This is a genomic window from Streptomyces sp. NPDC002835 (genome assembly GCF_053591995.1).
The window spans coordinates 17,084-42,997 of sequence record NZ_JBSFUW010000008.1; the positions used below are offsets into that span (position 1 = coordinate 17,084).

A 25,914-nucleotide genomic window follows, 5' to 3' on the forward strand; every position below is an offset into this window, starting at 1 on the left:
CACACTGCGAACATGACCTCCTCTCCTCCCTTCGGCCGCGCCCTGTGCGCCATGGTCACGCCCTTCGCCGGTGACGGTTCCCTCGATCTCGGCGGCGCCCAGGAGCTCGCGACGCGTCTCGTCGACGGCGGCTGCGACGGTCTGGTGCTCTCCGGTACCACCGGCGAGTCGCCGACCACCTCGGACGAGGAGAAGGCCGCGCTCGTACGGGCGGTGGCGCGGGCGGTCGGCGGCAGAGCCTCCGTCGTCGCGGGCGTCGGCACCCCGGACACCCGGCACACGGTCGAGCTGGCGCGGGCCGCGGAAGCGGCGGGGGCGGACGGCGTGCTGGTGGTCACCCCGTACTACAGCCGGCCCCCGCAGGCCGCCGTCGAGGCGCACTTCCGCAAGGTGGCCGACTCGGTCGGCGTCCCGCTGATGCTGTACGACATCCCGGGCCGCACCGGCACCCGCGTCGAGCCGGAGACGATGCTGCGGCTCTCGGAGCATCCGCGCATCGTCGCCGTGAAGGACTGCGCGTACGACCTGCTGGGCAGCTCGAAGGTCATCGCACGCAGCCCGCTGGCCTACTACTCGGGCTGCGAGGAGCTGAACCTGCCGCTGTACGCGGTGGGCGGCGCGGGCTTCGTGTCGACCGTGGCCAATGTCGCGGGCCCGCAGCTGCGGGCGGCACTGGACGCGTACGACGCGGGCGACAACGCCCGCGCGACGGCACTGAACCAGCGGACCCTGACGCTCGCCGAGCTGATGATGGCGTCCGGTCTGCCGGGGACGGTGACCGCGAAGGCGCTGCTCGCGGCGCTGGGCCTGCCGGCCGGGCCGGTGCGCGAACCGCTGCAGCCCGCCGGCCGCGTGGCGACCGACGGGCTGCTGCGCGCGTACACCGAGCTGACCGGCGGCCGGCCCGGCGAGCCGCCTCAGTCGTGCACGTAGGTGCTGCCGAGGATCGCGGCGTGCTCCAGGACGTCCTCGAGCGGGTCGTCGATCTGCCCGGTCGAGATCAGCGTGACGCGATGCCCGTTGTGCGCGTCGGCGTGCGTCTCGTCGGCGTGCGCGGCGCCGTGCGACATCCCCGCCGCGAACAGCGCGCACAGACCGAGAGCGGTCAGCCTGGTCCTCATGTCGGTTCCTCCCCTTGGTGTGACCCTGCGTCCGGCCTGCTTATCGCCCTGACCCGGGCGGGGGTTACGCAGAGTCACACGAAGGAGCGGGAGCCGCGGCTCAGTTGTGGCTGTGCAGTACGTCGTTGAGGCCGCCCCACACCGCGTTGTTCGGACGGGCCTCGACCGTGCCGGTGACCGAGTTGCGGCGGAAGAGGATGTTGCTCGCGCCGGACAGCTCGCGGGCCTTGACGATCTGGCCGTCGGGCATCGTGACCCGGGTGCCCGCCGTGACGTACAGGCCTGCCTCGACGACGCACTCGTCGCCGAGCGCGATGCCGACGCCCGCCTCCGCGCCGACCAGGCAGCGCTCGCCGATCGCGATGATCACGTTGCCGCCGCCGGAGAGGGTGCCCATGGTGGAGGCGCCGCCGCCGATGTCGGAGCCGTCGCCGACGACGACGCCGGCGGAGATGCGGCCCTCGACCATCGACGTGCCGAGCGTGCCGGCGTTGAAGTTGACGAAGCCCTCGTGCATGACGGTGGTGCCCTCGGCGAGGTGCGCGCCGAGCCGGACGCGGTCGGCGTCGGCGATGCGCACGCCCTTGGGCGCGACGTAGTCGGTCATCCGCGGGAACTTGTCGATCGAGGTGACCTGGAGGTGCAGGCCCTCGGCGCGGGCGTTCAGCCGCACGGTCTCGACCTGGTCGACGGCGACGGGGCCGAGGCTGGTCCAGGCGACGTTGGCGAGCAGGCCGAAGACGCCTTCGAGGCTCTGACCGTGCGGCTTCACGAGCCGGTGGGAGAGCAGGTGCAGACGCAGATAGGCGTCGTGGGCGTCCAGCGGCTTGTCGTCGAGCGAGGCGATCACGGTGCGCACGGCGACGACCTCGACACCGCGGCGCGCGTCGGGTCCGACGGCCTTCGCGGCGGCCGCGCCGAGGAGCTCGGCGGCCCGCTCCGGGGTCAGCCGCTCGGTGCCGGCCGGACCGGGCTCTGCGGCGAGCTCGGGCGCGGGGAACCAGGTGTCGAGAACGACGCCGTCCTCGGTGACGGTGGCGAGTCCGGCGGCGACGGCGCCGGTGGTACGGGGTGCGGAAGACGTGTCGGTCATGACAGGAAACCTAACCGGCGAGGCGGCACCCGGGCCAACCGGTCTCAGGTGCCGGGCGCTACGGTGTGCCGTCCGGACAGCACCGGATCACGCACACCGCCACTCGGGGGACCTCGATGACCTACGGAGACATACCGCCGCACGCCGGCGCGCCGGGTCCGTACCCGGGCCCGCCGCCCGGCTGGGGCGGCTGGATGCCGCCGCCTCCCAGGCCGGGGGTGATACCGCTCGCGCCGCTCCGCTTCGGCGACATCCTGGGCGGGGCGTTCGCGACGATCGGCCGCCACTGGAAGCAGTTGCTCGGCATGGCCCTCGCCGCGTACGGCATGGCGCTCGTGGTCGTCGCCGCGGTCATCGGCATCGCGTATCTGACGCTCTTCGACCGGCTCGAGCGGATGGTGGACTCCGACAGCGCACCCGGCTGGGACGACGTCTGGCCCCTGATCGTCGGCTTCGGCGCGGTGTATCTCGTCGGCCTGTTCGTGATGCTGGTCGCCAATGCCCTGATCTACGCGAGCTGCCCGGCCGTCCTCCAGGACGCGGTCCTCGGCCGCCCGTCCACCTTCGGCACCGTCTGGCGCCGCAGCGTGCGGCGGGTGTGGTCGGTGCTCGGCACCGTCCTTCTCACGGCCCTGATCGTGGCGGTCCCCGCCGTGATGATGGCCATGGCCTTCTTCTCGATGTTCCTCTCGATCATGACGATCACCCTGAACGAGGGCGGCGCCGGCTACGGGTGGCTGGCCCTGATCGGCGTACTCGGGATGCTGGCCACCGCCCCGGTGGCCGTCTGGCTCTGGGTCAGGTTCAGCCTCGCCCCGGCCGCGGCCGTCTTCGAGGGGCAGGGCACGATCGCGGCGATGAAGCGTTCCTCGCGGCTGGTGGAGGGCGCATGGTGGCGGATCTTCGGCATCTCGCTGCTGGCCACGCTCATGGCCGCCCTGGCGGGCTTCCTCATCAGGCTGCCGTTCTCGTTCGCCAACATGTTCGCGCCGGGCCTCACACAGGACGTGTCCAGCAGCGGGGCCGCCCTCACGGCCGTGATCGTCGTGCTGGTCTTCGGCCTGCTCAGCTCGCTGATCGGCCAGATCCTCACGGCCGCCTTCCCGCAGCTGGTGGTGACCCTTCTCTACGTCGACCAGCGCATCCGCAAGGAGAACCTGGCCCCGGCACTCGCCGAGGCCGCCGCACAGCCGCCTGCCGCGACCGCCTAGTCCAGCAGCGTCTTCTTCGGCCGCAGCACGCAGAACTCGTTGCCCTCGGGGTCGGCGAGGACGACCCAGGTCGCGTCCTCGTCCTGCCCGACCTCGATCCTGCGGGCGCCCAGGCCGATGATCCGGTCCACCTCGGTGTCCCGGTCGTCGGGGCTCAGGTCGAGGTGGAGCCGGTTCTTGACGGTCTTGTCCTCGGGCACGGTGAGGAACACGATGCCCGGCAGCGCGCTCGCCCCGGCACCGATGACGATTTCCTCGGGATCCTCGTAGAGGATCTTCCAGTCGAGGACCTCCGCCCAGAACCGGGCGAGCTTCGGGGCGTCGTGACAGTCGATCGCGATCTGGTACAGAGAAACGGCCATGCCCGCCAGTGTGCACTGGCAGGCATGGCCGTTTCACGTTCCCGGCGACGGGGCCGGACTCAGCGGGCCTGGCTCAGACGTTGAAGCCCAGCGCGCGGAGCTGCTCGCGGCCGTCGTCCGTGATCTTGTCCGGGCCCCACGGCGGCATCCAGACCCAGTTGATCTTCAACTCGTTGACGATGCCGTCGGTCGCGGACCTCGCCTGGTCCTCGATCACGTCGGTCAGCGGGCAGGCCGCGGACGTCAGCGTCATGTCCAGCGTCGCGACGTTGGAGTCGTCGATGTGGATGCCGTAGATGAGGCCGAGGTTGACCACGTCGATGCCCAGCTCGGGGTCCACGACGTCGTACAGCGCCTCGCGGACCTCCTCCTCGGACGCCGGCTTCGTGGCAACGGTCTCGTTCTCGCTCATGCGGTCTTCCTCTCCGTGACGTCGCCCATCGCCTGGGCCGTCGCGTCCTTCCACGCCATCCAGCTGAGCAGCGCGCACTTCACACGGGCGGGGTACTTGGAGACGCCGGCGAACGCGACCGCGTCCTCCAGCACCTCCTCCATCGCGTCGTCCGGCTCGAGCTGGCCCTTGGACTGCATCAGCTCCAGGAACGTGCTCTGGATCTTCTGAGCCTCGGCGAGCTCCTTGCCGACCAGCAGGTCGTTCAGCACGGACGCGCTGGCCTGGCTGATGGAGCAGCCCTGGCCCTCGTAGGACACGTCTTCGATGCGCGATCCGTCGTACTTCACCCGGAGCGTGATCTCGTCGCCGCACGTCGGGTTGACGTGGTGCACCTCGGCGTCGCCGTCCCGCAAGCCCCGACCGTGCGGGTGCTTGTAGTGATCCAGGATGACGTCCTGGTACATCGAATCCAGCTTCACATCGTCCCCTAGCCGAAGAAGTTCCGGACGTGCTCCAGGCCGTCGACCAGAGCATCGACCTCTGCCGGCGTGGAGTACAGATAGAACGACGCTCGCGTGGTCGCAGGAATTCCGTACCGCAGGCAGACCGGGCGCGCGCAGTGGTGACCCACGCGGACCGCGATGCCCTGCTCGTCCAGGACCTGGCCCACGTCGTGGGGATGGATGTCGCCGAGCGTGAAGGAGATCGCCGCACCGCGGTCCTCGGCCGTCGTGGGGCCGATGATCCGCAGGTCCGGGACCTCCAGCAGCCGCTTCACCGCGTACTCGGTGAGCGCGTGCTCATGCTGGGCGATCTTGTCCATGCCGATCGAGGAGAGGTAGTCCACGGCCGCGCCGAGGCCGACGGCCTGCGCGATCGGGGGCGTACCGGCCTCGAACTTGTGCGGCGCGGGAGCGTACGTCGACGAGTGCATCGACACGGTCTCGATCATCTCGCCGCCGCCGAGGAACGGCGGCAGGTCCTCGAGGAGCTCCTGCCGGCCCCACAGCACGCCGATGCCGGTCGGGCCGCACATCTTGTGGCCGGTGAAGGCCACGAAGTCGGCCTGCAGCGCCTGCACGTCCAGCACCATGTGCGGCGCGGCCTGCGAGGCGTCGATCAGCACCAGCGCGCCGACGTCCTGGGCACGCCGGACGATCGCCTCGACCGGGTTGATGGTGCCCATGATGTTGGAGACCAGCGTGAACGAGACGATCTTCGTCTTCTCGTTGATGATCTCGTCGATGTTCGACAGGTCGAGCCTGCCGTCGTCGGTGAGGCCGAACCACTTCAGCTTCGCGCCGGTGCGCTGCGACAGCAGCTGCCACGGAACGATGTTGGAGTGGTGCTCCATCTCCGTGATGACGACCTCGGTGTCGCTGTCCACCCGGTAGGGCTCGTCGGCCCAGCCGAGCATGTTGGCGACCAGGTTGAGCGACTCCGAGGCGTTCTTGGTGAAGATCACCTCGTTGCGGCTCGGCGCGTTGATGAACGCCGCGACCTTGTCCCGGGCGCCCTCGTACAGCGCCGTGGCCTCCTCGGCGAGCACGTGCACGCCGCGGTGGACGTTGGCGTTGTGCTGCTCGTAGTACTCGCTGAGTACGTCGATCACCTGGCGCGGCGTCTGGGAGGTCGCCGCGTTGTCGAGGTAGACGAGCTTCTTGCCGTCGTGGAGCACCCGATCGAGGATCGGGAAGTCCTTACGGATCGCCTCTGTGTCCAGGAGGCCCGGCAGTGTGATCACGCGGTGACGCCTCCCTTGGTGTATGCCTCGTAGCCCTCGTTCTCCAGCTTGTCGGCGAGCTCGGGGCCGCCCGACTCGACGATCCGGCCGTTCGAGAAGACGTGCACGTGGTCCGGCTTGATGTAGCGGAGGATGCGCGTGTAGTGCGTGATCAGCAGCGTGCCGACCTCGCCGCTCTCGCGGACGCGGTTGACGCCCTCGGAGACGATCCGCAGCGCGTCGACGTCCAGGCCGGAGTCGGTCTCGTCGAGGACCGCGATCTTCGGCTTGAGCAGCTCGAGCTGGAGGATCTCGTGGCGCTTCTTCTCACCGCCGGAGAAGCCCTCGTTGACGTTGCGCTCGGCGAAGGCCGGGTCCATGTTGAGGCGCTCCATGGCCTCCTTGACCTCCTTCACCCAGGTACGCAGCTTGGGGGCCTCGCCGCGGATGGCGGTGGCGGAGGTGCGCAGGAAGTTGGAGACCGATACGCCGGGGATCTCGACCGGGTACTGCATGGCGAGGAAGAGGCCGGCGCGGGCGCGCTCGTCGACGCTCATCTCCAGGACGTCCTCGCCGTCCAGGGTGACGGTGCCGCTGGTGATCGTGTACTTGGGGTGGCCGGCCAGCGAGTAGGCGAGGGTCGACTTGCCGGAGCCGTTGGGGCCCATGATGGCGTGGGTCTCGCCCTGCTTCACGGTCAGGTCGACGCCCTTGAGGATCTCCTTCGTGGCGTTGTCGGCCTCGACGGAAACGTGCAGGTCGCGGATTTCAAGCGTTGCCATGGGTGACTCAGGACTCCTGGGTGACGGAGACGAGCACATCGTCCCCTTCGATCTTGACGGGGTATACGGGGACGGGGCGCGTCGCGGGAAGGCCGGACGGCTTGCCGGTGCGGAGGTCGAAGGCACTGCCGTGGAGCCAGCACTCGATCTGGCAGTCCTCCACCTCGCCCTCGGACAGCGAGACGTTCGCGTGCGAGCAGATGTCGTAAATGGCGAACACCTCGCCCTCTGTCCGCACGACGGACACCGGCGTGCCGTCGAGTTCCACCCGCTTGGGGGTGTCCTCCTCCAGCTCGCTCAGCGCACAGGCTTTGACGAAGGCCATCAGGCTGACGCCTCCATGACCGACGCCTCCAGCTCTGCGTCGATCTTGGCGAGCAGGCGCTCCTCGACGTCCGGCAGACCGATCTGCTGGACGAGCTCGGCGAAGAAGCCGCGGACGACCAGGCGGCGGGCCTCGGACTCCGGGATGCCGCGGGCCATCAGGTAGAACAGCTGCTCGTCGTCGAAGCGGCCGGTGGCCGAGGCGTGACCGGCGCCGGCGATCTCGCCGGTCTCGATCTCGAGGTTCGGCACCGAGTCGACGCGCGCGCCGTCCGTGAGGACCAGGTTGCGGTTCATCTCGTAGGTGTCGGTGCCCTCCGCCACGGCGCGGATGAGCACGTCGCCGATCCACACCGCGTGTGCGTCGTCGCCCTGCAGGGCGCCCTTGTACACGGCGTGGGACTTGCAGTGCGGGGTGTTGTGGTCGACGAGGAGGCGGTGCTCCTGGTGCTGGCCCTTGTCGGTGAAGTACAGGCCCAGCAGCTCGGCCTCACCGCCGGGGCCGGCGTAGGCGACCCGCGGGTGGAGCCGTACGAGGTCGCCGCCGAAGGTGACCACGACCGACTTGAAGGAGGCGTCCCGGCCGACGAGCGCGTTGTGCTGGGCGACGTGCACCGCCTTGTCGTCCCAGTCCTGGACGGAGACGACGGTCAGCTTGGCGCCGTCGCCGAGGACGTAGTCGACGTTGGCGGCCAGCACGGCGTCGCCGGTGTGGTCGATGACCACGAGCGCCTCCGCGAAGGCGCCGAGCTCGATCACCTGGTGGCCGAAGGCGGTGCCGCCCTCGCCGTGCACCGCGATGCGGATCGGCTCGGTGAGCACGGTCTCCTTCGGCACGCTCACCACGGTGGCCTGCTCGAAGGCGGAGTACGCCTGGGCGGCGACCCGGTCCACCGGGGTGCCGGCCCGGCCGACGCGCGCGTCGTCGCGGCCGACGGTCTCGACCGTGACGCCGTCGGGGGCGTCGATCGCGACCTTGAGGGCGTTGCCGGTGGCGACGGCGGTGCCGTCGTGCAGGCCGGCCAGGCGCTCCAGCGGAGTGAAGCGCCACTCCTCCTCGCGGCCGTGCGGGACCGGGAAGTCCGCCACGTCGAACGACGGGGGCGCACTCATGCGGGTGGCGACGGTCGACTCGGCGGCCACCGCGATCGAGCCGGCGGTGGTGGAGCCCACCGGGATGTTCTGAGCCTCAGCCATGGCTGTCGTCTTGCTCTCTTCCTACGTCAGAAGTCAGTCGCTGCTTGCGGTCCCGGAGGGCGTCAGCCCACCGAGCCCTCCATCTGCAGCTCGATCAGCCGGTTGAGCTCCAGCGCGTACTCCATGGGGAGTTCCTTGGCGATCGGCTCGACGAAGCCGCGCACGATCATGGCCATCGCCTCGAACTCGGTCAGACCGCGGCTCATCAGGTAGAAGAGCTGGTCCTCGGAGACCTTGGAGACGGTCGCCTCGTGACCCATGGAGACGTCGTCCTCGCGGACGTCGACGTACGGGTAGGTGTCCGACCGCGAGATCGTGTCGACCAGCAGAGCGTCGCAGAGCACGTTGGACTTCGCACCCGGCGCGCCCTCGCCGATCTCGATCAGACCACGGTAGGAGGTACGGCCGCCGCCTCGCGCCACCGACTTGGAGACGATGTTGGACGAGGTGTTCGGGGCCATGTGGACCATCTTGGCTCCGGCGTCCTGGTGCTGGCCCTCGCCCGCGAAGGCGATGGACAGGGTCTCGCCCTTGGCGTGCTCGCCCATCAGGTAGACCGCCGGGTACTTCATGGTCACCTTGGAGCCGATGTTGCCGTCGACCCACTCCATGGTCGCGCCCTCGTACGCCACGGCGCGCTTGGTGACCAGGTTGTAGACGTTGTTCGACCAGTTCTGGATGGTCGTGTAGCGGCAGCGGCCGCCCTTCTTGACGATGATCTCCACCACGGCGCTGTGCAGCGAGTCCGAGGAGTAGATCGGCGCGGTGCAGCCCTCGACGTAGTGGACGTAGGCGTCCTCGTCGACGATGATCAGCGTCCGCTCGAACTGACCCATGTTCTCCGTGTTGATACGGAAGTAGGCCTGGAGCGGGATGTCCACGTGGACGCCCTTGGGGACGTAGATGAACGACCCGCCGGACCACACGGCGGTGTTCAGCGACGCGAACTTGTTGTCGCCGACCGGGATGACGGTGCCGAAGTACTCCTGGAAGAGCTCCGGGTGCTCCTTCAGCGCGGTGTCGGTGTCGAGGAAGATGACGCCCTGCTCCTCCAGGTCCTCGCGGATCTGGTGGTAGACGACCTCCGACTCGTACTGCGCGGCGACACCGGCGACCAGGCGCTGCTTCTCCGCCTCCGGGATGCCGAGCTTGTCGTAGGTGTTCTTGATGTCCTCGGGCAGGTCCTCCCACGAGGCGGCCTGCGCCTCGGTGGAGCGCACGAAGTACTTGATGTTGTCGAAGTCGATGCCGGAGAGGTCGGAGCCCCAGCTCGGCATGGGCTTCTTGCCGAAGAGGCGCAGGCCCTTCAGCCGCAGCTTCAGCATCCACTCCGGCTCGTTCTTCTTCGAGGAGATGTCGCGGACGACGTCCTCGTTGAGACCGCGCTTCGCGGCTGCGCCGGCCGCGTCGGAGTCGGCCCAGCCGAATTCGTACTTACCCAGGCCCTCGAGTTCGGGGTGGGCAGTCTCCGTGGGGAGAGTCATGCGGGGTTCCTCCCGGCCGTACTTGCAGAAGCTGTCTGTGTGGTGCTGGTGGTCTGTGTGGTGCTGGTGGTCTGTGTGGTGCTGTCCTGCGGCGCGGTGCCCGGCGGCGAGGTGCCGCCCTGGGACGCGCGCGGGATGAACGTCGTACAGACGCCGTCGCCGTGGGCGATGGTGGCGAGCCGCTGGACGTGCGTCCCGAGGAGCTTCGAGAAGAACTCGGTCTCGGCCTCGCAGAGCTGCGGGTACTTCTCGGCCGCGTGGGCGACCGGGCAGTGGTGCTGGCAGAGCTGTTCGCCGACCGGTGCGCTGCGAGCCGTAGCAGCGTACCCGTCGGCGCTGAGCGCCTTGGCCAGAGCTTCGGTGCGGGCCTCCGGCGCCACGGCCTCGACGGCCGCGCGGTACGCCTCCGCCTGCGCCTCGAAACGGTCCCGGGCGAACGCGGCGACCGCCGCCTCTCCCGCTGCCCCTCCTCCGGCGGACCGCTCGATCCAGCGCAGGGCGTCGACGGCCAGGGTGTCGTACGACTGGTCGAAGGCGTCCCGGCCGCAGTCGGTCAGCGCGAACACCTTGGCGGGGCGGCCGCGGGTCCGGGCGCCGTAGACGCGCTGCTCGCGCGGCTCCACGACGTTCTCGGAGACCAGGGAGTCGAGGTGGCGGCGGACCGCTGCCTGCGTGAGTCCCAGGCGGCCCGCGAGGTCGGCCACGGTGGACGGACCGTGGTCCAGGATGGACCGCGCGACACGGTTGCGCGTGGAGCGCTCACCGGTCGCGAGTTCCTCCTGAGGAGCCTCGCCAACGTTTTTCACAACGCCATTGTTGCGTAATTCCTCAGAGACTGACAAGCGGCGTCCGGATCACCGCGCGGTGCCGTGCATCACTTAGGCAAACCTAAGCTGACCTGCGGAAATGATCACCCGGGGTGCGACAGCCCCGGTCAGGCACGCGCCGGCGCGCTTTTGCCCGCGCCGACCGCCCGGGGAACCCGCGGGCCGTGCGCCCCCGTCACCCGCCTAGACTTCCCGGCATGTTGAGCGAGCCTGCCGTCCGGATCCGGGGCCTGGTCAAGCGGTACGGGCCCAAGACGGCCGTGGACGGCCTCGACCTCGACGTCGCCACCGGTTCCGTGACCGCCGTCCTGGGGCCCAACGGCGCCGGCAAGACCACCACCATCGAGACCTGCGAGGGCTACCGCCGCGCCGACGCCGGCACCGTACGGGTCCTCGGACTGGACCCCGTCGCCGACGCCGCCCGCCTGCGGCCCCGGATCGGCGTGATGCTCCAGTCGGGCGGCGTCTACTCCGGCGCCAGGGCCGACGAGATGCTCCGCCACATGGCCAAGCTGCACGCCGAACCTCTCGACGTCGACGCCCTGATCGAGCGCCTCGGCCTCGGCAGCTGCGGGCGCACGGCCTACCGCCGCCTCTCCGGCGGCCAGCAGCAGCGGCTCGCACTGGCCATGGCCGTCGTCGGCCGCCCCGAGCTGGTCTTCCTGGACGAGCCGACGGCCGGCCTCGACCCGCAGGCCCGCCGCGCCACCTGGGACCTCGTACGGGAGCTGCGCGCCGACGGCGTCACGACCGTGCTGACCACGCACTTCATGGACGAGGCCGAGGAGCTCTCCGACGACGTCGCCATCGTCGACGGCGGCCGGGTCATCGCCCGGGGCAGCACCGAGGAGCTGTGCCGCGGCGGCGCGGAGAACACCCTGCGCTTCACCGGACGCCCCGGCCTCGACCTCGGCTCCCTGCTCAAGGCCCTCCCCGACGGATCGGCGGCCGCCGAGCTGACGCCGGGCGAGTACCGGATCACCGGCGAGGTCGACCCCCAGCTGCTGGCGACCGTCACCTCCTGGTGCGCCCAGCACGGCGTCCTGCCGCACGGCATCTCGGTCGAGCGGCACACGCTCGAAGACGTCTTCCTCGAACTGACCGGCAAGGAGCTGCGCGCATGAGCGCCGGTACGTACACGCCGAAACCCGGCGCCGCGCCGCTGACCCGCATGATCGCCGCGCAGGCCGCCTTCGAGACGAAGATGCTGCTGCGCAACGGCGAACAGCTGCTGCTCACGGTGATCATCCCGTCGCTGCTGCTGGTGCTGTTCTCCACCGTCGACGTCGTCGCTGTGCCGACCGAGACGAGTGAGGGAGCGGGCGAGGCGGTCGACTTCCTCGCCCCCGGCGTCCTCGCGCTCGCCGTCATGTCCACCGCCTTCACCGGCCAGGCCATCGCGACCGGCTTCGAGCGGCGCTACGGCGTCCTCAAGCGGCTCGGGGCCTCGCCGATTCCCCGCTGGGCCCTGATGGCCGCCAAGACGCTCTCCGTCCTGGTGACCGAGATCCTCCAGGTCGTCCTGCTGACCGTGATCGCGTTCGCGCTCGGCTGGTCGCCGCACGGCAGCCCGCTCTCCGTCGTGCTGCTGCTCGTCCTCGGCACCATGGCCTTCTCCGGGCTCGGCCTGCTGATGGCCGGCACACTCAGGGCGGAGGCGACGCTGGCCGCCGCCAACCTCGTCTTCCTGCTGCTCCTCGTCGGCGGCGGGGTGATCGTGCCGCTGGACAGGTTCCCCGACGGCGTCGCCTCCGCGCTGGGACTGCTGCCCATCTCGGCGCTCTCCGACGGGCTGCGGGACGTGCTCCAGCACGGCGGCGGCATGCCGTGGGGCAATCTGGGCATCCTCGCCCTCTGGGCGGTGCTCGGACTGGGCGCGGCCGCCCGGACCTTCCGCTGGGAGTGAGCCGCGCGCCAGGATGACCCTGCCGAGACCCGCACGGTGGGAGGGGCCTGGATGAAGCGCGCTGCCGCACTGCGACTGGACGCGGAGTGGGGGAAGGTCAGAGCCGGCCGGCCCTCGGCCTCCCCCGCGGAACGTGAGCGGATGCTGACCGACCTGATCTCCGCCCTCGCCCCGCACGCCGTGCGGGACCTCTCCCTCGCCGCCCGGCTGAGCCTGCGCTACGCGGATCTCGCCCGGCACCACTTCGACACCGGCAGCCGCACCGACGCGCTCCTCGCCGTCGACCAGGCCGTCCGCCACGGCGCCGGGCCCGCGGAGCACGACGCCGAGCACGCCCGCTGGTACGCCAGGGCCCTGCTCAGCCAGGCCGTCTACCTCGCCGAGCCGCTCAGCGACGAGCTGGGCCTGCCCCGCTACCCGTTCCATCCGCCCGGCGAGCAGCCGAGCGCGGAGGACCGGCTCGCGGGGCTGGCCGCCGTGGAGGCCACCCACCGGGCGATCGCCGTCTGGGAGCGGCTCGACCCGTCGGACCCGCGCAACCGCGAGGGCGTCGCCCAGGCCTACGTGTTCCTCGGCGACCGGCTGGAGGAACTCGGCAGGCCGGTCGACGCGGCGGAGTGGGCCGTACGCGCGCAGCGCGGCTTCCACGCCGTCTGGCAGGCGCCCGACCCCGCAGAGCGCGCCCACGCCGCCGTCCTCGGCCACCTCCGCGATCAGCTGGAGCGCAGGCTGCGGCGCTGCCCGTTCGAGGGCGGCCTCACCCAGCTGCACAAGCGCGGGCTGCTCCCGGAGCGGCTCGTGCCGCTCGCCGTCGTGGCGGCACGGATCGAGGGCGTGGACCCGCGGACCATCGCCGAGGGACTCGGCCTCGACCGGGCGGAGGTGGGCCGGATGCTGCGCGCCCGGTCCTGGCGGGCGGTGTGGCGGTTCGACCTGCGCACGGCCGACGGCTCGTGGGCGCCGCTGGCGCACCCGTGGCGCGGCATGGACGCGGTCACCGACTGCACGGCGGAGGAGGTGGCCGCCGACCTGGTCGACGCCTTCCGCACGTCGCCGGACGCGCCGCCGGCGCCGTGGCGTTTCGCGCTGTGGTGGGACGAGGAGGAACACCTGGACGGGTCCCGCGTCCGCATGACGTCCCAGGCGTTCGAGGAGCCGGCCGCCGACCCCTCGTGAAACCGTGCACAAGCCCCCGCTTACGATAGTGGCCGTGCAGACCCCCCTCGCCCATATCGCCCAGCGCTGGACTCCGTCGCCCAAAATTCTGCGGCGCGCCGCGCTTTCCGCCGTCCTGATGACCGTCGTCATCATCGTCACCGGCGGTGCCGTACGGCTGACCGGCTCCGGCCTCGGCTGCGACACCTGGCCCAAGTGCACGGACGACAGCCTCTTCGCCACGCCCGAGCAGGGCATTCACGGCGCGATCGAGTTCGGCAACCGGATGCTGACGTACGTCCTGTCGGCAGCCGTCGGCTGGGCGATCATCGCGGTCCGTTCCGTGAAGCCGCGGCGGCGCGGCCTGGGGCGGCTGACCTGGGCGCAGTTCTGGATCGTCATGGGCAACGCCGTCCTCGGCGGCATCACGGTGTGGGCGGGCCTCAACCCGTGGACGGTGGCCGGGCACTTCCTGCTCGCCAACGCGCTGCTCACGGTCGCGACGGTGACCTGGGTACGCACCGGTGAGGGCGACGAGGCGCCCCGGCCGCGGGTCCCGCGACCGGTGCGCAGGCTGGCCTGGGCGATCGTCGCGGTCTCCGCGGTGCTGATCACCCTCGGCACGACGGTGACCGGCTCCGGCAAGCACGCGGGTGACAGCAGCGACGTCCCGCGCATGCCGTGGGACTGGGCGGCGGCGGCGCACATCCACGCGATCGCCGCGTGGGCGGTGTGCGCGCTGGCCGTCGCGATGTGGCTCGTCCTCCGCGTGGTCGACGCCCCCGACGACACCCGGGCGCGCGCCCGCGACCTGCTGCTGGTGGTGCTGCTGCAGGGGGTGCTCGGGTACGTGCAGTACTTCACCGGCGTACCGGAACTGCTGGTGGCGGCGCACATGCTGGGCTCGTCGCTGATGTGGATCGCGGTCGTACGGCTCGCTCTGAGCCTGCGCGAACGCGCGTCGGCCCCGGCGCCGACGTCCCCGTCCCTGACCCCGGCCTGACCCGGCGCCTTACGCTCTTGTCGGGGCGGCCGCGGGAGGTGCCCCCTCCGGTGCTGGAACCTGCCGGTCACGTCGGGGCGCCGCCCCCCAACCCCGCGCCTCAAACGCCGGCGGGGCTGAGGTTGCCGGACCTGACGCCCCCGCGCGTCGAACGCCGGCGAGGCTGAGTTGCCTGGCCACACGCCCCCGCGCCTCGAACTTCCCCTACGGCCTGGCGGCCGGTGGGAGGTGCCCCAGCGAGCCTGCTGTCGCGACGCGAATGGGCAGGCCGGCCGCGCAGCTGCAGCCGGCCCGGCGTGAGAAGGCTGCTCCGAGGGCGGTGTGCCGCGCGGGGGCAATTCAAGCCGGCGTGCTCCAGGGGCTGTTGCGTGCCGCGCAGCGGCATTTTCAGCCCGGCCCGGGAGTACCACCCACGGCCGCCAGGCCGTAGGGGAGTTTGAGGCCACCGCACGAAGCGCGGTACCGGGTCCGGGCGAAGCCCGGGGCCCGCCCACCCGGCGGACACAGGCCCGGAGGGCGGAGCGGGCCCAGGTGCCGCCTCGAGGGAACGTCGGACCAGCGCGAACCGGTCACGGGGCCCGGCGTTGGAGCGACCGCACCCGGACAGCGGCACGGACCGGGCAAGGCCCGGACCGGTCCGGGGCCGGAGCCCCGGGTCCGGGTGGGGCTCAGGTGTTGGACGGGCCGCCGAGCTGGATGCCGGCCATGCGGGACCACTCGTACGGCCCGGTGCGCACCTTCGCGGCGAAGTCGCCGTCGAAGGACTCGTGCAGCGTGATCCCGGACTTCTCCGCGGCGCTGACCGCGACGGCGTGGTCCGGTGCGACCAGGTCGCCCCACTCGCCGTCCTCGCCGACGAGCACGATGCGGGTGCCCGTCTGGCCGAGGTGGGCGAGCTGGCCCTCGGCGCCGCCGTGCGCCTTGGAGAACGCCTGGATCTGCTTGGCGAGCCTCGCGGCCCTGCGCCGGGCGCGGGCGTCGGACGCCGGCGCGGAAGCCGTCTCATCAACCGTGGTATCAGCCATGACCCGCATGCTACTCGCGGGTAGATCGTTCGGCGACGGCCGGGCGACGTGGCCTCGGCCACCCCGGGCACGCTCAGCGCAGGAAGGGGTCCACCGCGACGGCCACGAAGAGCAGCGACACATAGGTGATGGACCAGTGGAACAGCCGCATCTCCTTGAGCTTGCCGCCCGACTCCCCCGCCTTGGCCCGGCTCTGCAGCCCGTGCGCCTCCCACAGCCACCAGCCGCCGGCGACCAGCGCCACCGAGGTGTAGAACCACCCGGTGTAGCCGAGCGGGGTCAGCAGCAGCGAGACGGCGACCATGACCCAGCTGTAGACGACGATCTGCCGGGCGACGACCCTGTTGCCCGCGACGACCGGCAGCATCGGCACGCCGACCCGCTCGTAGTCGTCCTTCACCTTCATCGACAGCGGCCAGTAGTGCGGCGGCGTCCAGAAGAAGATGACGAGGAAGAGGATGACGGCGGCCCAGGACACCGAGTTCGTGACCGAGGACCAGCCGATCAGGACCGGCATACAGCCGGCGATGCCGCCCCAGACGATGTTCTGCGCGGTGCGGCGCTTGAGGATCATCGTGTAGACGACGACGTAGAACAGCAGCGCGCCGAGCGACAGCGCGGCGGAGAGCCAGTTGACGAGCAGGCCGAACCAGAGGGTGGAGACCACGGCGAGGGTCAGGCCGAAGACCAGGCCCTCGCGCGGCGAGACCATGCCGGTGACCAGCGGGCGCTGCGAGGTGCGGTCCATCAGGGCGTCGATGTCGCGGTCGATGTACATGTTGAGCGCGTTCGCGCCGCCCGCGGAGAGGTATCCGCCGAGGCAGGTGGCGAGCACCAGCCACAGGTCCGGAATACCCTGCTCGGCGAGGAACATCACCGGCACCGTGGTGATCAGCAGCAGTTCGATGATCCGCGGCTTGGTCAGCGCCACGAACGCCTTGACGCGGGCCCCGAACGGCCGATGGCCCCCCGGGCCGGTGGCCAAGACGACCCCTGCGGGTCGGGACTCGACGGCCGTCACGCACACCCCTGACAGAGAAATCCCAGCAAGCCTCCCCCGGGGCCCCTCCCATGCCCCAAAGGCTGTGGGGGAGTCAAGACCCGTGACGGACTCGCGCGTACCACGCCACTCTAGACGCTGCCCGGACACCGATCTTCGCGGGGGTCGGCTCGTGTTGAGCGGCCTCGGGACACCCGCCGTATACATCCCCGACGGGCGGGGAACACCCGCTCCCCGCACCCTGACATTGTCCAATGGGAAAGACGCGCAGCAGAAAAGGGCGCACTGCTGCGAGGGTAGGCTCGACAGCGCCCGGTACACCCCTCGTCACCGGGATTCGACATGTGGAGAGGAGCCCTGACTCAGGGTGAGCACCAAGCCGACCACCACAGACCTCGAGTGGACCGCGTTGGACCAGCGGGCAGTCGACACCGTCCGCGTCCTGGCCATGGATTCCGTACAGAAGGTCGGCAACGGCCATCCGGGTACGGCCATGAGCCTGGCCCCCGCCGCGTATGTGCTCTTTCAGAAGCTGATGCGGCACGACCCCGCGGACGCCGACTGGACGGGCCGTGACAGGTTCGTCCTGTCCGCCGGCCACTCGTCGCTCACGCTCTACATCCAGCTCTACCTGGCCGGCTACGGCCTGGAGCTCGATGATCTCAAGGCGTTCCGCACCTGGGGTTCGAAGACCCCCGGCCATCCCGAGTACGGCCACACGACGGGCGTCGAGACGACGACCGGACCGCTCGGCCAGGGTGTCGCCAACGCCGTGGGCATGGCGATGGCCGCCCGCTACGAGCGCGGCCTCTTCGACCCGGACGCCGAGGCGGGCACGTCGCCGTTCGACCACACCGTCTGGTGCATCGCCGGTGACGGCTGCCTCCAGGAGGGCATCTCGGCCGAGGCCTCCTCGCTGGCCGGCCACCAGAAGCTCGGCAACCTGGTCCTGCTGTGGGACGACAACCACATCTCCATCGAGGGCGACACCGAGACGGCCGTCTCCGAGGACACCCTGCAGCGCTACGAGGCGTACGGCTGGCACGTCCAGCGCGTCGGGCAGCTGGAGAACGGCGACCTCGACCCGGTCGGTCTGTACAACGCGCTGAAGGCGGCGCAGGCCGAGACCGAGCGCCCGTCCTTCATCGCGGCCCGCTCGATCATCGCCTGGCCCGCCCCGCACGCGCAGAACACCGAGGCCGCGCACGGCTCGGCGCTGGGCGACGAGGAGGTCGCGGCCACCAAGCGGGTCATGGGCTTCGATCCGGAGAAGCACTTCGAGGTCTCCGAAGAGGTCCTGGGGCACACCCGGGGCGCGCTCGACCGGGGCCGTGAGGCCCGTGGCGAGTGGGAGAAGACGTTCGCCGCGTGGCGTACGGCCAACCCGGAGCGCGCCGCCGAGTTCGACCGGATCCGCTCCGGCGAGCTGCCCGAGGGCTGGGAGGACGCGCTGCCGGAGTTCGAGACCGGCAAGGGCGTCGCCACCCGCGCCGCGTCCGGCAAGGTGCTGCAGGCGCTGGGCGCGGTCGTGCCCGAGCTGTGGGGCGGCTCCGCCGACCTGGCCGGCTCGAACAACACGACCATCGACAAGACGTCGTCGTTCCTCCCCGCGGGCAACCCGCTGCCGGAGGCCGACCCGTACGGCCGGACGATCCACTTCGGCATCCGTGAGCACGCCATGGCCGCGGTCATGAACGGCATCGCGCTGCACGGCAACACCCGCGTCTACGGCGGCACCTTCCTGGTGTTCTCCGACTACATGCGCAACGCGGTCCGGCTGTCCGCGCTGATGCACCTGCCGGTCACCTATGTGTGGACGCACGACTCGATCGGCCTCGGCGAGGACGGCCCGACCCACCAGCCGGTCGAGCACCTGGCCTCGCTGCGCGCCATCCCGGGCCTGAACATCGTGCGCCCGGCCGACGCCAACGAGACCGCGATCGCCTGGCGCGAGATCCTCAAGCGGTACACCAAGGAGTTCGGCAAGGGCGCCCCGCACGGCCTCGCGCTGACCCGCCAGGGCGTGCCGACGTACGAGTGCAACGAGGACGCGGCCAAGGGCGGTTACGTCCTCTTCGAGGAGGAGGGCGGCGACGCCCAGGTCGTGCTGATCGGCACGGGCTCCGAGGTCCAGCTGGCCGTCGCGGCCCGCGAGGAGCTCCAGGCGGCGGGGGTGCCGACCCGGGTCGTGTCGATGCCGTCCGTCGAGTGGTTCGAGGAGCAGGACCAGGGGTACCGGGACTCGGTGCTTCCCCCGTCGCTCAAGGCACGTGTCGCGGTCGAGGCCGGCATCGGCCTGACCTGGCACCGCTACGTGGGTGACGCCGGACGCATCGTCTCGCTGGAGCACTTCGGCGCTTCGGCGGACGGCAAGGTCCTCTTCCGCGAGTTCGGCTTCACCGCCGAGGCGGTCGCCGCCGCCGCGCGGGAATCGATCGCAGCAGCCGCGCGCTGACGCCGGTATACGAACTAGTAGGAGATGCATTTCTCATGACAGACGCACTCAAGCGCCTCTCCGACGAAGGCGTCGCGATCTGGCTGGACGACCTTTCGCGCACGCGGATCACCTCCGGCAATCTCGCCGAGCTGATCGACCAGCAGCACGTCGTGGGTGTCACGACCAACCCGTCGATCTTCCAGAAGGCGATCTCGCAGGGTCACGGCTACGACCAGCAGCTGGAGGACCTCGCGGCCCGCAAGGTGACCGTCGAGGAAGCCATCCGCATGATCACCACCGCGGACGTGCGTGACGCCGCGGACGTGCTCCGTCCGGTCTTCGACTCGACGGGCGGCCAGGACGGCCGGGTGTCGATCGAGGTCGACCCGCGCCTGGCGCACAGCACGAAGGCGACCATCGCGGAGGCCAAGCAGCTGGCCTGGCTGGTGGACCGGCCGAACACCTTCATCAAGATCCCGGCCACCAGGGCGGGTCTGCCGGCGATCACCGAGGTCATCGGCCTCGGCATCAGCGTCAATGTGACGCTGATCTTCTCGCTGGAGCGCTACCGCGAGGTCATGGACGCCTACCTGGCCGGTCTGGAGAAGGCCAAGGCCGCGGGCCTGGACCTGTCCAAGATCCGCTCGGTGGCCTCGTTCTTCGTGTCCCGCGTGGACACCGAGATCGACCAGCGCCTCGACGCCCTGGGCACCCCCGAGGCCAAGGAGGCCCGCGGCAAGGCCGCACTGGCCAACGCGCGCCTCGCCTACGAGGCCTTCGAAGAGGTGTTCAGCAGCGACCGCTGGGCCGAGCTCGACCGGGCCCAGGCCAACAAGCAGCGTCCGCTGTGGGCCTCGACCGGCGTCAAGGACAAGGCGTACAAGGACACCCTGTACGTCGACGAACTGGTCGCCCCGGGCACGGTGAACACCATGCCGGAGGCCACGCTCGAGGCCACCGGCGACCACGGCCAGATCACCGGTGACACCGTCCGCGGCACCTACGACCAGGCCCGCGCCGACCTCGAGGCCGTCGCGAAGCTCGGCATCTCCTACGACGAGGTCGTCCAGCTGCTGGAGGACGAGGGCGTGGAGAAGTTCGAGGCGTCCTGGAACGACCTGCTCAAGTCGACCGAGGCCGAGCTCCAGCGCCTCGCACCGTCGGAGGGCTGAGCGACTTGTCCGGTATTGGCGGAGCAAACCCGCTCCGTGATGCTGCCGACCGACGGCTCCCGCGTATCGCGGGGCCGTCGGGCCTGGTCATCTTCGGCGTCACGGGCGACCTGTCGCGCAAGAAGCTCATGCCCGCCGTCTACGACCTCGCGAACCGGGGGCTGCTGCCGCCCGGCTTCTCGCTCGTCGGCTTCGCCCGGCGCGAGTGGGCCGACGAGGACTTCGCGCAGGAGGTCCACGACGCGGTCAAGCAGCACGCGCGTACGCCGTTCCGCGAGGAGGTCTGGCAGCAGCTCATCCAGGGGATGCGGTTCGTCCAGGGCACCTTCGACGACGACGCCGCGTTCGAGCAGCTGAAGACCACCATCGAGGATCTCGACAAGGTGCAGGGCACCGGCGGGAACTTCGCGTTCTACCTCTCCGTGCCGCCGAAGTTCTTCCCCAAGGTCGTCCGGCAGCTCAAGAAGCACGGGCTGGCGGACCAGCGGGAGGGTTCCTGGCGACGCGCGGTCATCGAGAAGCCGTTCGGCCACGACCTGGTCTCCGCGGAGGAGCTCAACCAGGTGGTGCACGAGGTCTTTCCGCCGAACGAGGTCTTCCGGATCGACCACTACCTGGGCAAGGAGACCGTCCAGAACATCCTGGCGCTGCGGTTCGCCAACACGCTCTTCGAGCCCATATGGAACCGGTCGTACGTCGACCATGTGCAGATCACGATGGCCGAGGACATCGGCATCGGCGGCCGCGCCGGCTACTACGACGGCATCGGCGCCGCCCGTGACGTGATCCAGAACCACCTCCTCCAGCTGCTGGCGCTGACCGCGATGGAGGAGCCCGCCTCCTTCGACGCGGACGCCCTCGCGGCGGAGAAGACCAAGGTCCTCGGAGCGGTGAAGCTCCCCAAGGACCTGGCGAAGAGCACGGTACGTGCGCAGTACACGGCCGGCTGGCAGGGCGGCGAGAAGGCCGTCGGCTATCTGCAGGAAGACGGCATCGACCCGAAGTCGAAGACCGACACCTACGCCGCGATCAAGCTGGAGATCGACAACCGCCGCTGGGCGGGCGTCCCGTTCTATCTGCGCACCGGCAAGCGGCTCGGCCGCCGCGTCACCGAGATCGCCGTCGTCTTCCAGCGCGCCCCGCACTCGCCGTTCGACTCCACCGCCACGGAGGAGCTGGGGCAGAACGCCCTGGTCATCCGGGTCCAGCCGGACGAGGGCGTGACCATGCGGTTCGGCTCCAAGGTGCCCGGCACCTCGATGGAGGTCCGAGACGTGTCGATGGACTTCGCGTACGGCGAGTCGTTCACGGAGTCCAGCCCCGAGGCGTACGAACGGCTCATCCTCGACGTGCTGCTCGGCGACTCCAACCTCTTCCCGCGGGTGGAGGAGGTCGAGCTGTCCTGGAAGATCCTCGATCCGATCGAGCAGTTCTGGGACGCGAACGGCAAGCCGGCGCAGTACACGGCCGGCACCTGGGGTCCGGACGCGGCGGACGAAATGCTCGCACGAGACGGACGGAGCTGGCGTCGGCCATGAAGATCGACCTTACGGACACCACGGCCAGCAAGATCAACAAGGCGCTGGTGAAGGGCCGCCGCGCGATCGGCACCCCGGCCGTCGGCATGGTCCTCACCCTGGTCATCGTGACCGATGAGGAGAATGCCTACGACGCGCTGAAGGCCGCCAACGAGGCATCCCGCGAGCACCCCTCGCGCACCCTCGTGGTCATCAAGCGCGTCTCGCGCTCCCCGCGCGACCGGGCCAAGGCCCGGCTCGACGCGGAGGTCCGCGTCGGCGCGGACGCCGGCACCGGTGAGACGGTCGTTCTGCGGCTGTACGGCGAGGTCGTCGACCACGCCCAGTCCGTGGTGCTTCCGCTGCTGCTGCCCGACGCCCCCGTCGTCGTCTGGTGGCCGGTCAACGCGCCGACCGACCCGGCCAACGACCCGCTCGGTTCACTGGCCCAGCGCCGGGTGACCGACACGTACTCGGCCGAGCAGCCGGTGCGCGAGCTCGCGGCCCGCGCGGAGGCCTACACCCCCGGCGACACCGACCTGTCCTGGACCCGGATCACTCCGTGGCGCTCCATGCTGGCGGCCGCGCTGGACCAGGTCACCTGCCAGGTCACCTCCGTCGAGGTGGAGGGCGAGGAGTTCAACCCGAGCTGCGAGCTGCTCGCCATGTGGCTCGCCGACCGGCTGGACGTACCGGTGAAGCGGACGTCGTCGGCCGGCCCCGGTCTCACCTCGGTACGGCTGCAGTCCGACTGCGGCCCCATCGTGCTCGACCGGCCCGACGGGTCGCTGGCGACGCTCTCCATCGAGGGCCAGCCGGATCGCGCGGTCGCGCTGAAGCGGCGTGAGACGGCCGAGCTGATCGCGGAGGAGCTGCGCCGGCTGGACCCGGACGACACGTACTCGTCGGCGCTGCGGTTCGGCGTGGAGCGCCTCGGTACGGGCGGGCCGGCGGCGGAGGCGCCGCCGGTGACGGCCCCGGCCGCGAAGAAGGCCGCCCCCGCGAAGAAGGCGGCGGCCAAATGAGCACGGCACCGCAGCTCGTCGTCCACCGCGACAAGGAGCTGATGGCGCAGGCGGCGGCGGCCCGGCTGATCACGAAGATCGTGGACGCGCAGGCCGCCCGTGGCTCCGCGTCGGTGGTCCTCACCGGCGGCCGCAACGGCAACGGCGTGCTGGCCTCGCTCGGTTCGTCCCCGGCGCGGGACGCGGTCGACTGGTCGCGGCTCGACCTGTGGTGGGGCGACGAGCGGTTCCTGCCCGAGGGCGACCCGGAGCGCAACGTCACCCAGGCGCGGGCGGCGCTGCTCGACGCCGTGCCGCTGGACGCGTCGCGAGTGCATGCCATGCCCGCGTCGGACGGGCCGTACGGCTCCGACGTCGAGGCGGCCGCCGCGGCCTACGCGACGGAGCTGGCCGCGGCGGCACGCCCCGAGGACCACGGTCCGGTGCCGACGTTCGACGTGCTGATGCTCGGCGTCGGACCGGACACGCATGTGGCGTCGCTCTTCCCCGAGCTGCCGGCGGTCCGGGAGACGGAACGCACGGTCGTCGGCGTCCACGGTGCGCCCAAGCCGCCGCCGATCCGCATCTCGCTCACGCTGCCCGCGATCCGCGCCGCCCGCGAGGTGTGGCTGCTCGCGGCGGGCGAGGACAAGGCGGAGGCGGCGGAGATCGCGCTGTCGGGCGCGGGCGAGATCCAGGCGCCGGCGGCGGGAGCGTACGGGCGGTCCCGGACACTGTGGCTGCTGGACGGGGCGGCGGCGTCGAAACTGCCGCGCTCGCTGTACGTCCCGGCCTCGGCGTAGGCCTGGCCCCGTTGTCCGAGAGGCCCGGGCCGCCCGCGCGACGGCCCGGGCCTCTCGCTGTGGGCGGGGCGGGGTGGCCGCTGCGCGGGGCTTGTCCCCTCCCCGCCCCTTCCCGAACCGGGGGCGCTGCCCCCGGACCCCTGCGCCTCAATCGCCGGCGAGGCTGGAACTTGCCGGTCTTGTCGGGGCTCCGCCCCGAACCCCGCGCCTCAAAACGCAGGCGAGGCTTGAGTTGCCCGGCGGGCTGGGTTGCCGCGCAGCGGCATTTCCAGCCCGGCCGGCGATTGAGGCCACCGCCCGGAGGGCGATACAGGGTCCGCTACCTGCCCCTTTCGGGAAGGGGCAGGTAGCGGAACACGCCCGCGCCGCGTCAGTCGCGGTGCAGGAACGGTTCCAGCAGCCCCGGCACCGCCGCCGACGCGAACGTCAGGGCCTCCGACTCCCCCGCGTCGTAGACGCCGTACGCTCCCCCGCCCGCCGCAGTCGTCGCCGTCAGGGTGATCAGGCCCGCCCGGCGCTGGAAGAGGGACTGGCGGGCCGTCCAGCCGATCACGCCGGTGCGCTGGAGCGCGACCGTGCTGCGGCGGAGGCTGCCGGAGCGGGTGAGGAGGTAGTCGCCGGTGATGCCGTGCCCCAGGGCGCGGTACGCGTCGAGCGCGAGGAGTACCGCCGCCGGGACGCCGACCGCCGCGCACCCTGCGGCGATCCACAGCAGCACCGGCGTGAGCAGCACGCCGAGGAGGGCGAGGACGCCGGCCGGCAGCAGTACGGCGGCGAGCGCCCAGCGCAGCCGGCGGCCACGGGCGGCGGGCGGGTGGGGCGTCAGGCGGGACGGCGCCGTCGGGGACGCGTTCTCGCGCAGCACGAGCGCCGCGACCTCGTCGGCCTGCGCCCTCGGAACCACCGGCAGCAGCACGTTGGCGTCGGCCTTCTTGTCCTTCTCATTGTTGACCAGCCCGGTGGCGACCGCGTCCAGCCGGGCGGCGCCGAAGAGGCGGACGCCCAGCGGCTCGACCAGGTCGACACCGCGGAGCCGGCGTTCCTCGATCGATATGGAGCGTGAGGTGAACAGGCCGCGCCGGACCCGCAGCGTGCCGCCGGGTTCGCGTTCGAGCCGGTAGTTCCACCACATCTCGATCCAGAGGCCGAGCGCGCCGACGATCCCGGTGACCAGCGCGGCAGCGGCGAGTACGACGATCATCCAGACGATCGAGGTGTCCTTGAAGCGGTCCCACACCCAGGCGAGGACCGCGCCCCGTACTCCGAACCATTCGCTGATCTGCATCACCGCGCCCACCGCGGCGCCGCCGAGCAGCGGGGCGACGAAGGAGACCGGGGCGTAGCGGATCCAGGAGGGGTCGAGGACGGCCAGCGGTCCGTCGGGGTGGCCGCCGGCCTCGTGCGGGGCGGCCCTGGCGAGCAGTTCGAGGCGCAGCCGTTCGCCCTCCGCGCGGGTGACCGCGTCGAGTTCGAGGGTGGATTCGCCGCCTCCGGCGTGCTCGCCGGTGCCGATGCGGACCTTGACGAGTCCGAGGACGCGCAGCAGCACATTGGCGGTGAGGTCGACGGTGCGGATCCGTTCGCGGGCCAGGGAGCGCCGTTTGACCAGGAGGAGTCCGGTGTGGAGCTCTGCCCGCTCGGGGCCGATGCGGTAGCGGGTGCGCTGCCAGCGCACCAGGTCGCCGCCGGTGACCGCGCCGATCAGCAACGCGGCCCCGGCGGCCACCCAGGCGGCGGCCTGCCACAGGGGCATGCCGCCGGCGAGGCCGACGAGGGTGGGCAGTCCGGCGCCGGCCGTGAAGCCGGTCATGACCAGGGCGGTGACGAGGACGGTGCGCCCATCGAGCTGCCGCCAGTCCGGGTCGGGGGCGCTCATGTCGCGTCGCCGGGGGTGGCCCGGGTGATCCGGGTCAGGCGCTGCGCGAGTTCGGCCGCGACCTCGTGGTCGAGTCCCTCGATCCTGACGGCGCCCTTGGCGGAGGCGGTGGTCACCGTGACGGTGGCGAGCCGGAACGCCTGTTCCAGCGGGCCCCTGACCGTGTCGACGGTCTGGATGCGGGACATGGGCGCGATCCGCCACTCCTGCCAGAGGGCGCCGGTGCGGACGTACACCGCCTCGTCGGTGACCTCCCAGCGGTGCACCCGGTACCACCAGGCGGGGAAGAACGCGGTGGCGGCGAGGCCGGCGCCGGCGATGACGGCGGCCGGGACCATCAGCCAGGTCCTGGCCGGCTCGACGAAGGCGCCCAGCACGGCCAGTACGGCGGCCGGGACGGCGGCCGTCAGCAGGCACTGGGTGCGCCACCAGTTGACGGCCCGTTCGTTCAGCCGGTTGTTCGGCGGCCGCAGCCGCACCGCGTTCTCCCCCGCCATC

The 25,914-nt window shown here is 71.2% G+C and carries 26 protein-coding genes; 11 read left to right on the forward strand and 15 right to left on the reverse strand.

Going from position 1 to position 25,914, the window contains the following annotated elements:
• Nucleotides 1–12: 12 nt before the first annotated feature.
• Nucleotides 13–933 carry a 4-hydroxy-tetrahydrodipicolinate synthase gene (gene dapA, locus ACWD01_RS10950; protein WP_451160336.1) on the forward strand — a complete coding sequence of 307 codons (921 nt, stop codon included), beginning with the start codon at nucleotides 13–15 and terminating at the stop codon, nucleotides 931–933.
• Here dapA and ACWD01_RS10955 read toward each other — a convergent pair.
• Together ACWD01_RS10955 and dapD are read right to left on the reverse strand one after the other, a co-directional pair.
• Nucleotides 918–1,121 carry a hypothetical protein gene (locus ACWD01_RS10955; protein ID WP_451160338.1) on the reverse strand — a complete coding sequence of 68 codons (204 nt, stop codon included), beginning with the start codon at nucleotides 1,119–1,121 and terminating at the stop codon, nucleotides 918–920. The genes dapA and ACWD01_RS10955 overlap by 16 nt on opposite strands.
• Nucleotides 1,122–1,221: 100 nt before the next feature.
• The gene (dapD, locus tag ACWD01_RS10960) at nucleotides 1,222–2,214 is read right to left on the reverse strand and encodes a 2,3,4,5-tetrahydropyridine-2,6-dicarboxylate N-succinyltransferase (protein ID WP_451160340.1); all 993 of its coding nucleotides are present in this window, start codon (nucleotides 2,212–2,214) and stop codon (nucleotides 1,222–1,224) included.
• Between the two features lie 116 nt (nucleotides 2,215–2,330).
• On the opposite strand from dapD, the gene ACWD01_RS10965 reads away from it, so the two are divergent.
• The gene (locus ACWD01_RS10965) at nucleotides 2,331–3,425 is read left to right on the forward strand and encodes a hypothetical protein (RefSeq protein ID WP_451160342.1); all 1,095 of its coding nucleotides are present in this window, start codon (nucleotides 2,331–2,333) and stop codon (nucleotides 3,423–3,425) included.
• On the opposite strand, the gene ACWD01_RS10970 is transcribed toward ACWD01_RS10965, so the two are convergent.
• The 9 genes from ACWD01_RS10970 to ACWD01_RS11010 all read right to left on the reverse strand — a co-directional run bounded on the left by ACWD01_RS10970 (nucleotide 3,422) and on the right by ACWD01_RS11010 (nucleotide 10,497).
• Nucleotides 3,422–3,787, reverse strand: coding sequence for a VOC family protein (locus ACWD01_RS10970; protein WP_451160344.1), 366 nt, complete (start codon nucleotides 3,785–3,787; stop codon nucleotides 3,422–3,424). The two genes, ACWD01_RS10965 and ACWD01_RS10970, sit on opposite strands and share 4 nt — an antisense overlap.
• 73 nt (nucleotides 3,788–3,860) lie before the next feature.
• The gene (locus ACWD01_RS10975) at nucleotides 3,861–4,199 is read right to left on the reverse strand and encodes a metal-sulfur cluster assembly factor (protein WP_451160346.1); all 339 of its coding nucleotides are present in this window, start codon (nucleotides 4,197–4,199) and stop codon (nucleotides 3,861–3,863) included.
• A complete protein-coding gene (sufU, locus tag ACWD01_RS10980; RefSeq protein WP_356891772.1) occupies nucleotides 4,196–4,660 on the reverse strand; it encodes a Fe-S cluster assembly sulfur transfer protein SufU in 465 nt (154 codons plus the stop codon). Before sufU ends, ACWD01_RS10975 begins: the two co-directional genes overlap by 4 nt.
• 8 nt (nucleotides 4,661–4,668) lie before the next feature.
• Nucleotides 4,669–5,925, reverse strand: coding sequence for a cysteine desulfurase (locus ACWD01_RS10985; protein WP_451160348.1), 1,257 nt, complete (start codon nucleotides 5,923–5,925; stop codon nucleotides 4,669–4,671).
• Nucleotides 5,922–6,686 carry a Fe-S cluster assembly ATPase SufC gene (sufC, locus tag ACWD01_RS10990; RefSeq protein WP_451160350.1) on the reverse strand — a complete coding sequence of 255 codons (765 nt, stop codon included), beginning with the start codon at nucleotides 6,684–6,686 and terminating at the stop codon, nucleotides 5,922–5,924. The genes ACWD01_RS10985 and sufC overlap by 4 nt, the downstream gene beginning before the upstream one ends.
• A 7-nt stretch (nucleotides 6,687–6,693) precedes the next feature.
• Entirely contained in the window at nucleotides 6,694–7,011 is a 318-nt protein-coding gene (locus ACWD01_RS10995) for a non-heme iron oxygenase ferredoxin subunit (protein WP_100106557.1), read from the reverse strand.
• Nucleotides 7,011–8,207 (reverse strand): Fe-S cluster assembly protein SufD, encoded by a 1,197-nt coding sequence (gene sufD / locus ACWD01_RS11000; protein ID WP_451160352.1) that lies wholly within the window; start codon nucleotides 8,205–8,207, stop codon nucleotides 7,011–7,013. Before sufD ends, ACWD01_RS10995 begins: the two co-directional genes overlap by 1 nt.
• A gap of 62 nt (nucleotides 8,208–8,269) precedes the next feature.
• Nucleotides 8,270–9,691 (reverse strand): Fe-S cluster assembly protein SufB, encoded by a 1,422-nt coding sequence (gene sufB, locus ACWD01_RS11005; RefSeq protein ID WP_451160354.1) that lies wholly within the window; start codon nucleotides 9,689–9,691, stop codon nucleotides 8,270–8,272.
• Complete coding sequence (locus tag ACWD01_RS11010) at nucleotides 9,688–10,497, reverse strand: helix-turn-helix transcriptional regulator (RefSeq protein WP_451160356.1); 810 nt, start codon at nucleotides 10,495–10,497, stop codon at nucleotides 9,688–9,690. Before ACWD01_RS11010 ends, sufB begins: the two co-directional genes overlap by 4 nt.
• Before the next feature lie 218 nt (nucleotides 10,498–10,715).
• Here ACWD01_RS11010 and ACWD01_RS11015 point away from each other — a divergent pair, with 218 nt between their 5' ends.
• The 4 genes from ACWD01_RS11015 to ACWD01_RS11030 are packed head-to-tail and all read left to right on the forward strand — an operon-like array spanning nucleotide 10,716 to nucleotide 14,582.
• Nucleotides 10,716–11,642: an ABC transporter ATP-binding protein gene (locus ACWD01_RS11015; RefSeq protein WP_451160358.1), complete on the forward strand. Its 927-nt coding sequence runs from the start codon at nucleotides 10,716–10,718 to the stop codon at nucleotides 11,640–11,642.
• Nucleotides 11,639–12,424 (forward strand): ABC transporter permease, encoded by a 786-nt coding sequence (locus ACWD01_RS11020; protein ID WP_451160360.1) that lies wholly within the window; start codon nucleotides 11,639–11,641, stop codon nucleotides 12,422–12,424. Before ACWD01_RS11015 ends, ACWD01_RS11020 begins: the two co-directional genes overlap by 4 nt.
• Before the next feature lie 51 nt (nucleotides 12,425–12,475).
• Nucleotides 12,476–13,600 carry a hypothetical protein gene (locus ACWD01_RS11025; RefSeq protein WP_451160362.1) on the forward strand — a complete coding sequence of 375 codons (1,125 nt, stop codon included), beginning with the start codon at nucleotides 12,476–12,478 and terminating at the stop codon, nucleotides 13,598–13,600.
• Between the two features lie 25 nt (nucleotides 13,601–13,625).
• The gene (locus ACWD01_RS11030; protein ID WP_451160705.1) at nucleotides 13,626–14,582 is read left to right on the forward strand and encodes a COX15/CtaA family protein; all 957 of its coding nucleotides are present in this window, start codon (nucleotides 13,626–13,628) and stop codon (nucleotides 14,580–14,582) included.
• 668 nt (nucleotides 14,583–15,250) lie between these two features.
• Here the strand turns inward: ACWD01_RS11030 and ACWD01_RS11035 are convergent.
• Together ACWD01_RS11035 and ACWD01_RS11040 are read right to left on the reverse strand one after the other, a co-directional pair.
• On the reverse strand, nucleotides 15,251–15,607 hold the full coding sequence (locus ACWD01_RS11035; protein WP_451160364.1) for a hypothetical protein: 357 nt from the start codon (nucleotides 15,605–15,607) through the stop codon (nucleotides 15,251–15,253).
• Between the two features lie 73 nt (nucleotides 15,608–15,680).
• Nucleotides 15,681–16,634 (reverse strand): heme o synthase, encoded by a 954-nt coding sequence (locus ACWD01_RS11040; RefSeq protein ID WP_451160366.1) that lies wholly within the window; start codon nucleotides 16,632–16,634, stop codon nucleotides 15,681–15,683.
• A 340-nt stretch (nucleotides 16,635–16,974) separates the two neighbouring features.
• Here ACWD01_RS11040 and tkt point away from each other — a divergent pair, with 340 nt between their 5' ends.
• From tkt to pgl, 5 genes are read left to right on the forward strand one after another with little or no spacing between them, the layout of a single operon-like run.
• Nucleotides 16,975–19,062, forward strand: a complete 2,088-nt coding sequence (tkt, locus tag ACWD01_RS11045) for a transketolase (protein WP_451160368.1) — start codon at nucleotides 16,975–16,977, stop codon at nucleotides 19,060–19,062.
• A gap of 35 nt (nucleotides 19,063–19,097) precedes the next feature.
• Nucleotides 19,098–20,216 carry a transaldolase gene (gene tal, locus ACWD01_RS11050; protein WP_451160370.1) on the forward strand — a complete coding sequence of 373 codons (1,119 nt, stop codon included), beginning with the start codon at nucleotides 19,098–19,100 and terminating at the stop codon, nucleotides 20,214–20,216.
• Between the two features lie 14 nt (nucleotides 20,217–20,230).
• On the forward strand, nucleotides 20,231–21,754 hold the full coding sequence (zwf, locus tag ACWD01_RS11055) for a glucose-6-phosphate dehydrogenase (protein ID WP_451160707.1): 1,524 nt from the start codon (nucleotides 20,231–20,233) through the stop codon (nucleotides 21,752–21,754).
• A complete protein-coding gene (gene opcA, locus ACWD01_RS11060) occupies nucleotides 21,751–22,758 on the forward strand; it encodes a glucose-6-phosphate dehydrogenase assembly protein OpcA (RefSeq protein WP_451160372.1) in 1,008 nt (335 codons plus the stop codon). Before zwf ends, opcA begins: the two co-directional genes overlap by 4 nt.
• Nucleotides 22,755–23,540 (forward strand): 6-phosphogluconolactonase, encoded by a 786-nt coding sequence (gene pgl, locus ACWD01_RS11065; RefSeq protein WP_451160374.1) that lies wholly within the window; start codon nucleotides 22,755–22,757, stop codon nucleotides 23,538–23,540. The genes opcA and pgl overlap by 4 nt, the downstream gene beginning before the upstream one ends.
• A 370-nt stretch (nucleotides 23,541–23,910) precedes the next feature.
• Here pgl and ACWD01_RS11070 read toward each other — a convergent pair whose 3' ends face one another.
• Nucleotides 23,911–25,416, reverse strand: coding sequence for a PH domain-containing protein (locus ACWD01_RS11070; protein ID WP_451160376.1), 1,506 nt, complete (start codon nucleotides 25,414–25,416; stop codon nucleotides 23,911–23,913).
• Nucleotides 25,413–25,913 carry a PH domain-containing protein gene (locus ACWD01_RS11075; protein WP_451160378.1) on the reverse strand — a complete coding sequence of 167 codons (501 nt, stop codon included), beginning with the start codon at nucleotides 25,911–25,913 and terminating at the stop codon, nucleotides 25,413–25,415. The genes ACWD01_RS11070 and ACWD01_RS11075 overlap by 4 nt, the downstream gene beginning before the upstream one ends.
• Nucleotide 25,914 lies beyond the last annotated feature (1 nt).

What these genes read in the sequence shown, in the direction of transcription:
- dapA (WP_451160336.1), top strand. Translation starts at nt 13, where the DNA reads ATGACCTCCTCTCCTCCCTTCGGCCGCGCCCTGTGCGCCATGGTCACG.
- ACWD01_RS10955 (WP_451160338.1), bottom strand. Translation starts at nt 1,121, where the DNA reads ATGAGGACCAGGCTGACCGCTCTCGGTCTGTGCGCGCTGTTCGCGGCG.
- dapD (WP_451160340.1), bottom strand. Translation starts at nt 2,214, where the DNA reads ATGACCGACACGTCTTCCGCACCCCGTACCACCGGCGCCGTCGCCGCC.
- ACWD01_RS10965 (WP_451160342.1), top strand. Translation starts at nt 2,331, where the DNA reads ATGACCTACGGAGACATACCGCCGCACGCCGGCGCGCCGGGTCCGTAC.
- ACWD01_RS10970 (WP_451160344.1), bottom strand. Translation starts at nt 3,787, where the DNA reads ATGGCCGTTTCTCTGTACCAGATCGCGATCGACTGTCACGACGCCCCG.
- ACWD01_RS10975 (WP_451160346.1), bottom strand. Translation starts at nt 4,199, where the DNA reads ATGAGCGAGAACGAGACCGTTGCCACGAAGCCGGCGTCCGAGGAGGAG.
- sufC (WP_451160350.1), bottom strand. Translation starts at nt 6,686, where the DNA reads ATGGCAACGCTTGAAATCCGCGACCTGCACGTTTCCGTCGAGGCCGAC.
- ACWD01_RS10995 (WP_100106557.1), bottom strand. Translation starts at nt 7,011, where the DNA reads ATGGCCTTCGTCAAAGCCTGTGCGCTGAGCGAGCTGGAGGAGGACACC.
- sufD (WP_451160352.1), bottom strand. Translation starts at nt 8,207, where the DNA reads ATGGCTGAGGCTCAGAACATCCCGGTGGGCTCCACCACCGCCGGCTCG.
- sufB (WP_451160354.1), bottom strand. Translation starts at nt 9,691, where the DNA reads ATGACTCTCCCCACGGAGACTGCCCACCCCGAACTCGAGGGCCTGGGT.
- ACWD01_RS11015 (WP_451160358.1), top strand. Translation starts at nt 10,716, where the DNA reads ATGTTGAGCGAGCCTGCCGTCCGGATCCGGGGCCTGGTCAAGCGGTAC.
- ACWD01_RS11020 (WP_451160360.1), top strand. Translation starts at nt 11,639, where the DNA reads ATGAGCGCCGGTACGTACACGCCGAAACCCGGCGCCGCGCCGCTGACC.
- ACWD01_RS11025 (WP_451160362.1), top strand. Translation starts at nt 12,476, where the DNA reads ATGAAGCGCGCTGCCGCACTGCGACTGGACGCGGAGTGGGGGAAGGTC.
- ACWD01_RS11035 (WP_451160364.1), bottom strand. Translation starts at nt 15,607, where the DNA reads ATGGCTGATACCACGGTTGATGAGACGGCTTCCGCGCCGGCGTCCGAC.
- tal (WP_451160370.1), top strand. Translation starts at nt 19,098, where the DNA reads ATGACAGACGCACTCAAGCGCCTCTCCGACGAAGGCGTCGCGATCTGG.
- opcA (WP_451160372.1), top strand. Translation starts at nt 21,751, where the DNA reads ATGAAGATCGACCTTACGGACACCACGGCCAGCAAGATCAACAAGGCG.
- pgl (WP_451160374.1), top strand. Translation starts at nt 22,755, where the DNA reads ATGAGCACGGCACCGCAGCTCGTCGTCCACCGCGACAAGGAGCTGATG.
- ACWD01_RS11070 (WP_451160376.1), bottom strand. Translation starts at nt 25,416, where the DNA reads ATGAGCGCCCCCGACCCGGACTGGCGGCAGCTCGATGGGCGCACCGTC.
- ACWD01_RS11075 (WP_451160378.1), bottom strand. Translation starts at nt 25,913, where the DNA reads ATGGCGGGGGAGAACGCGGTGCGGCTGCGGCCGCCGAACAACCGGCTG.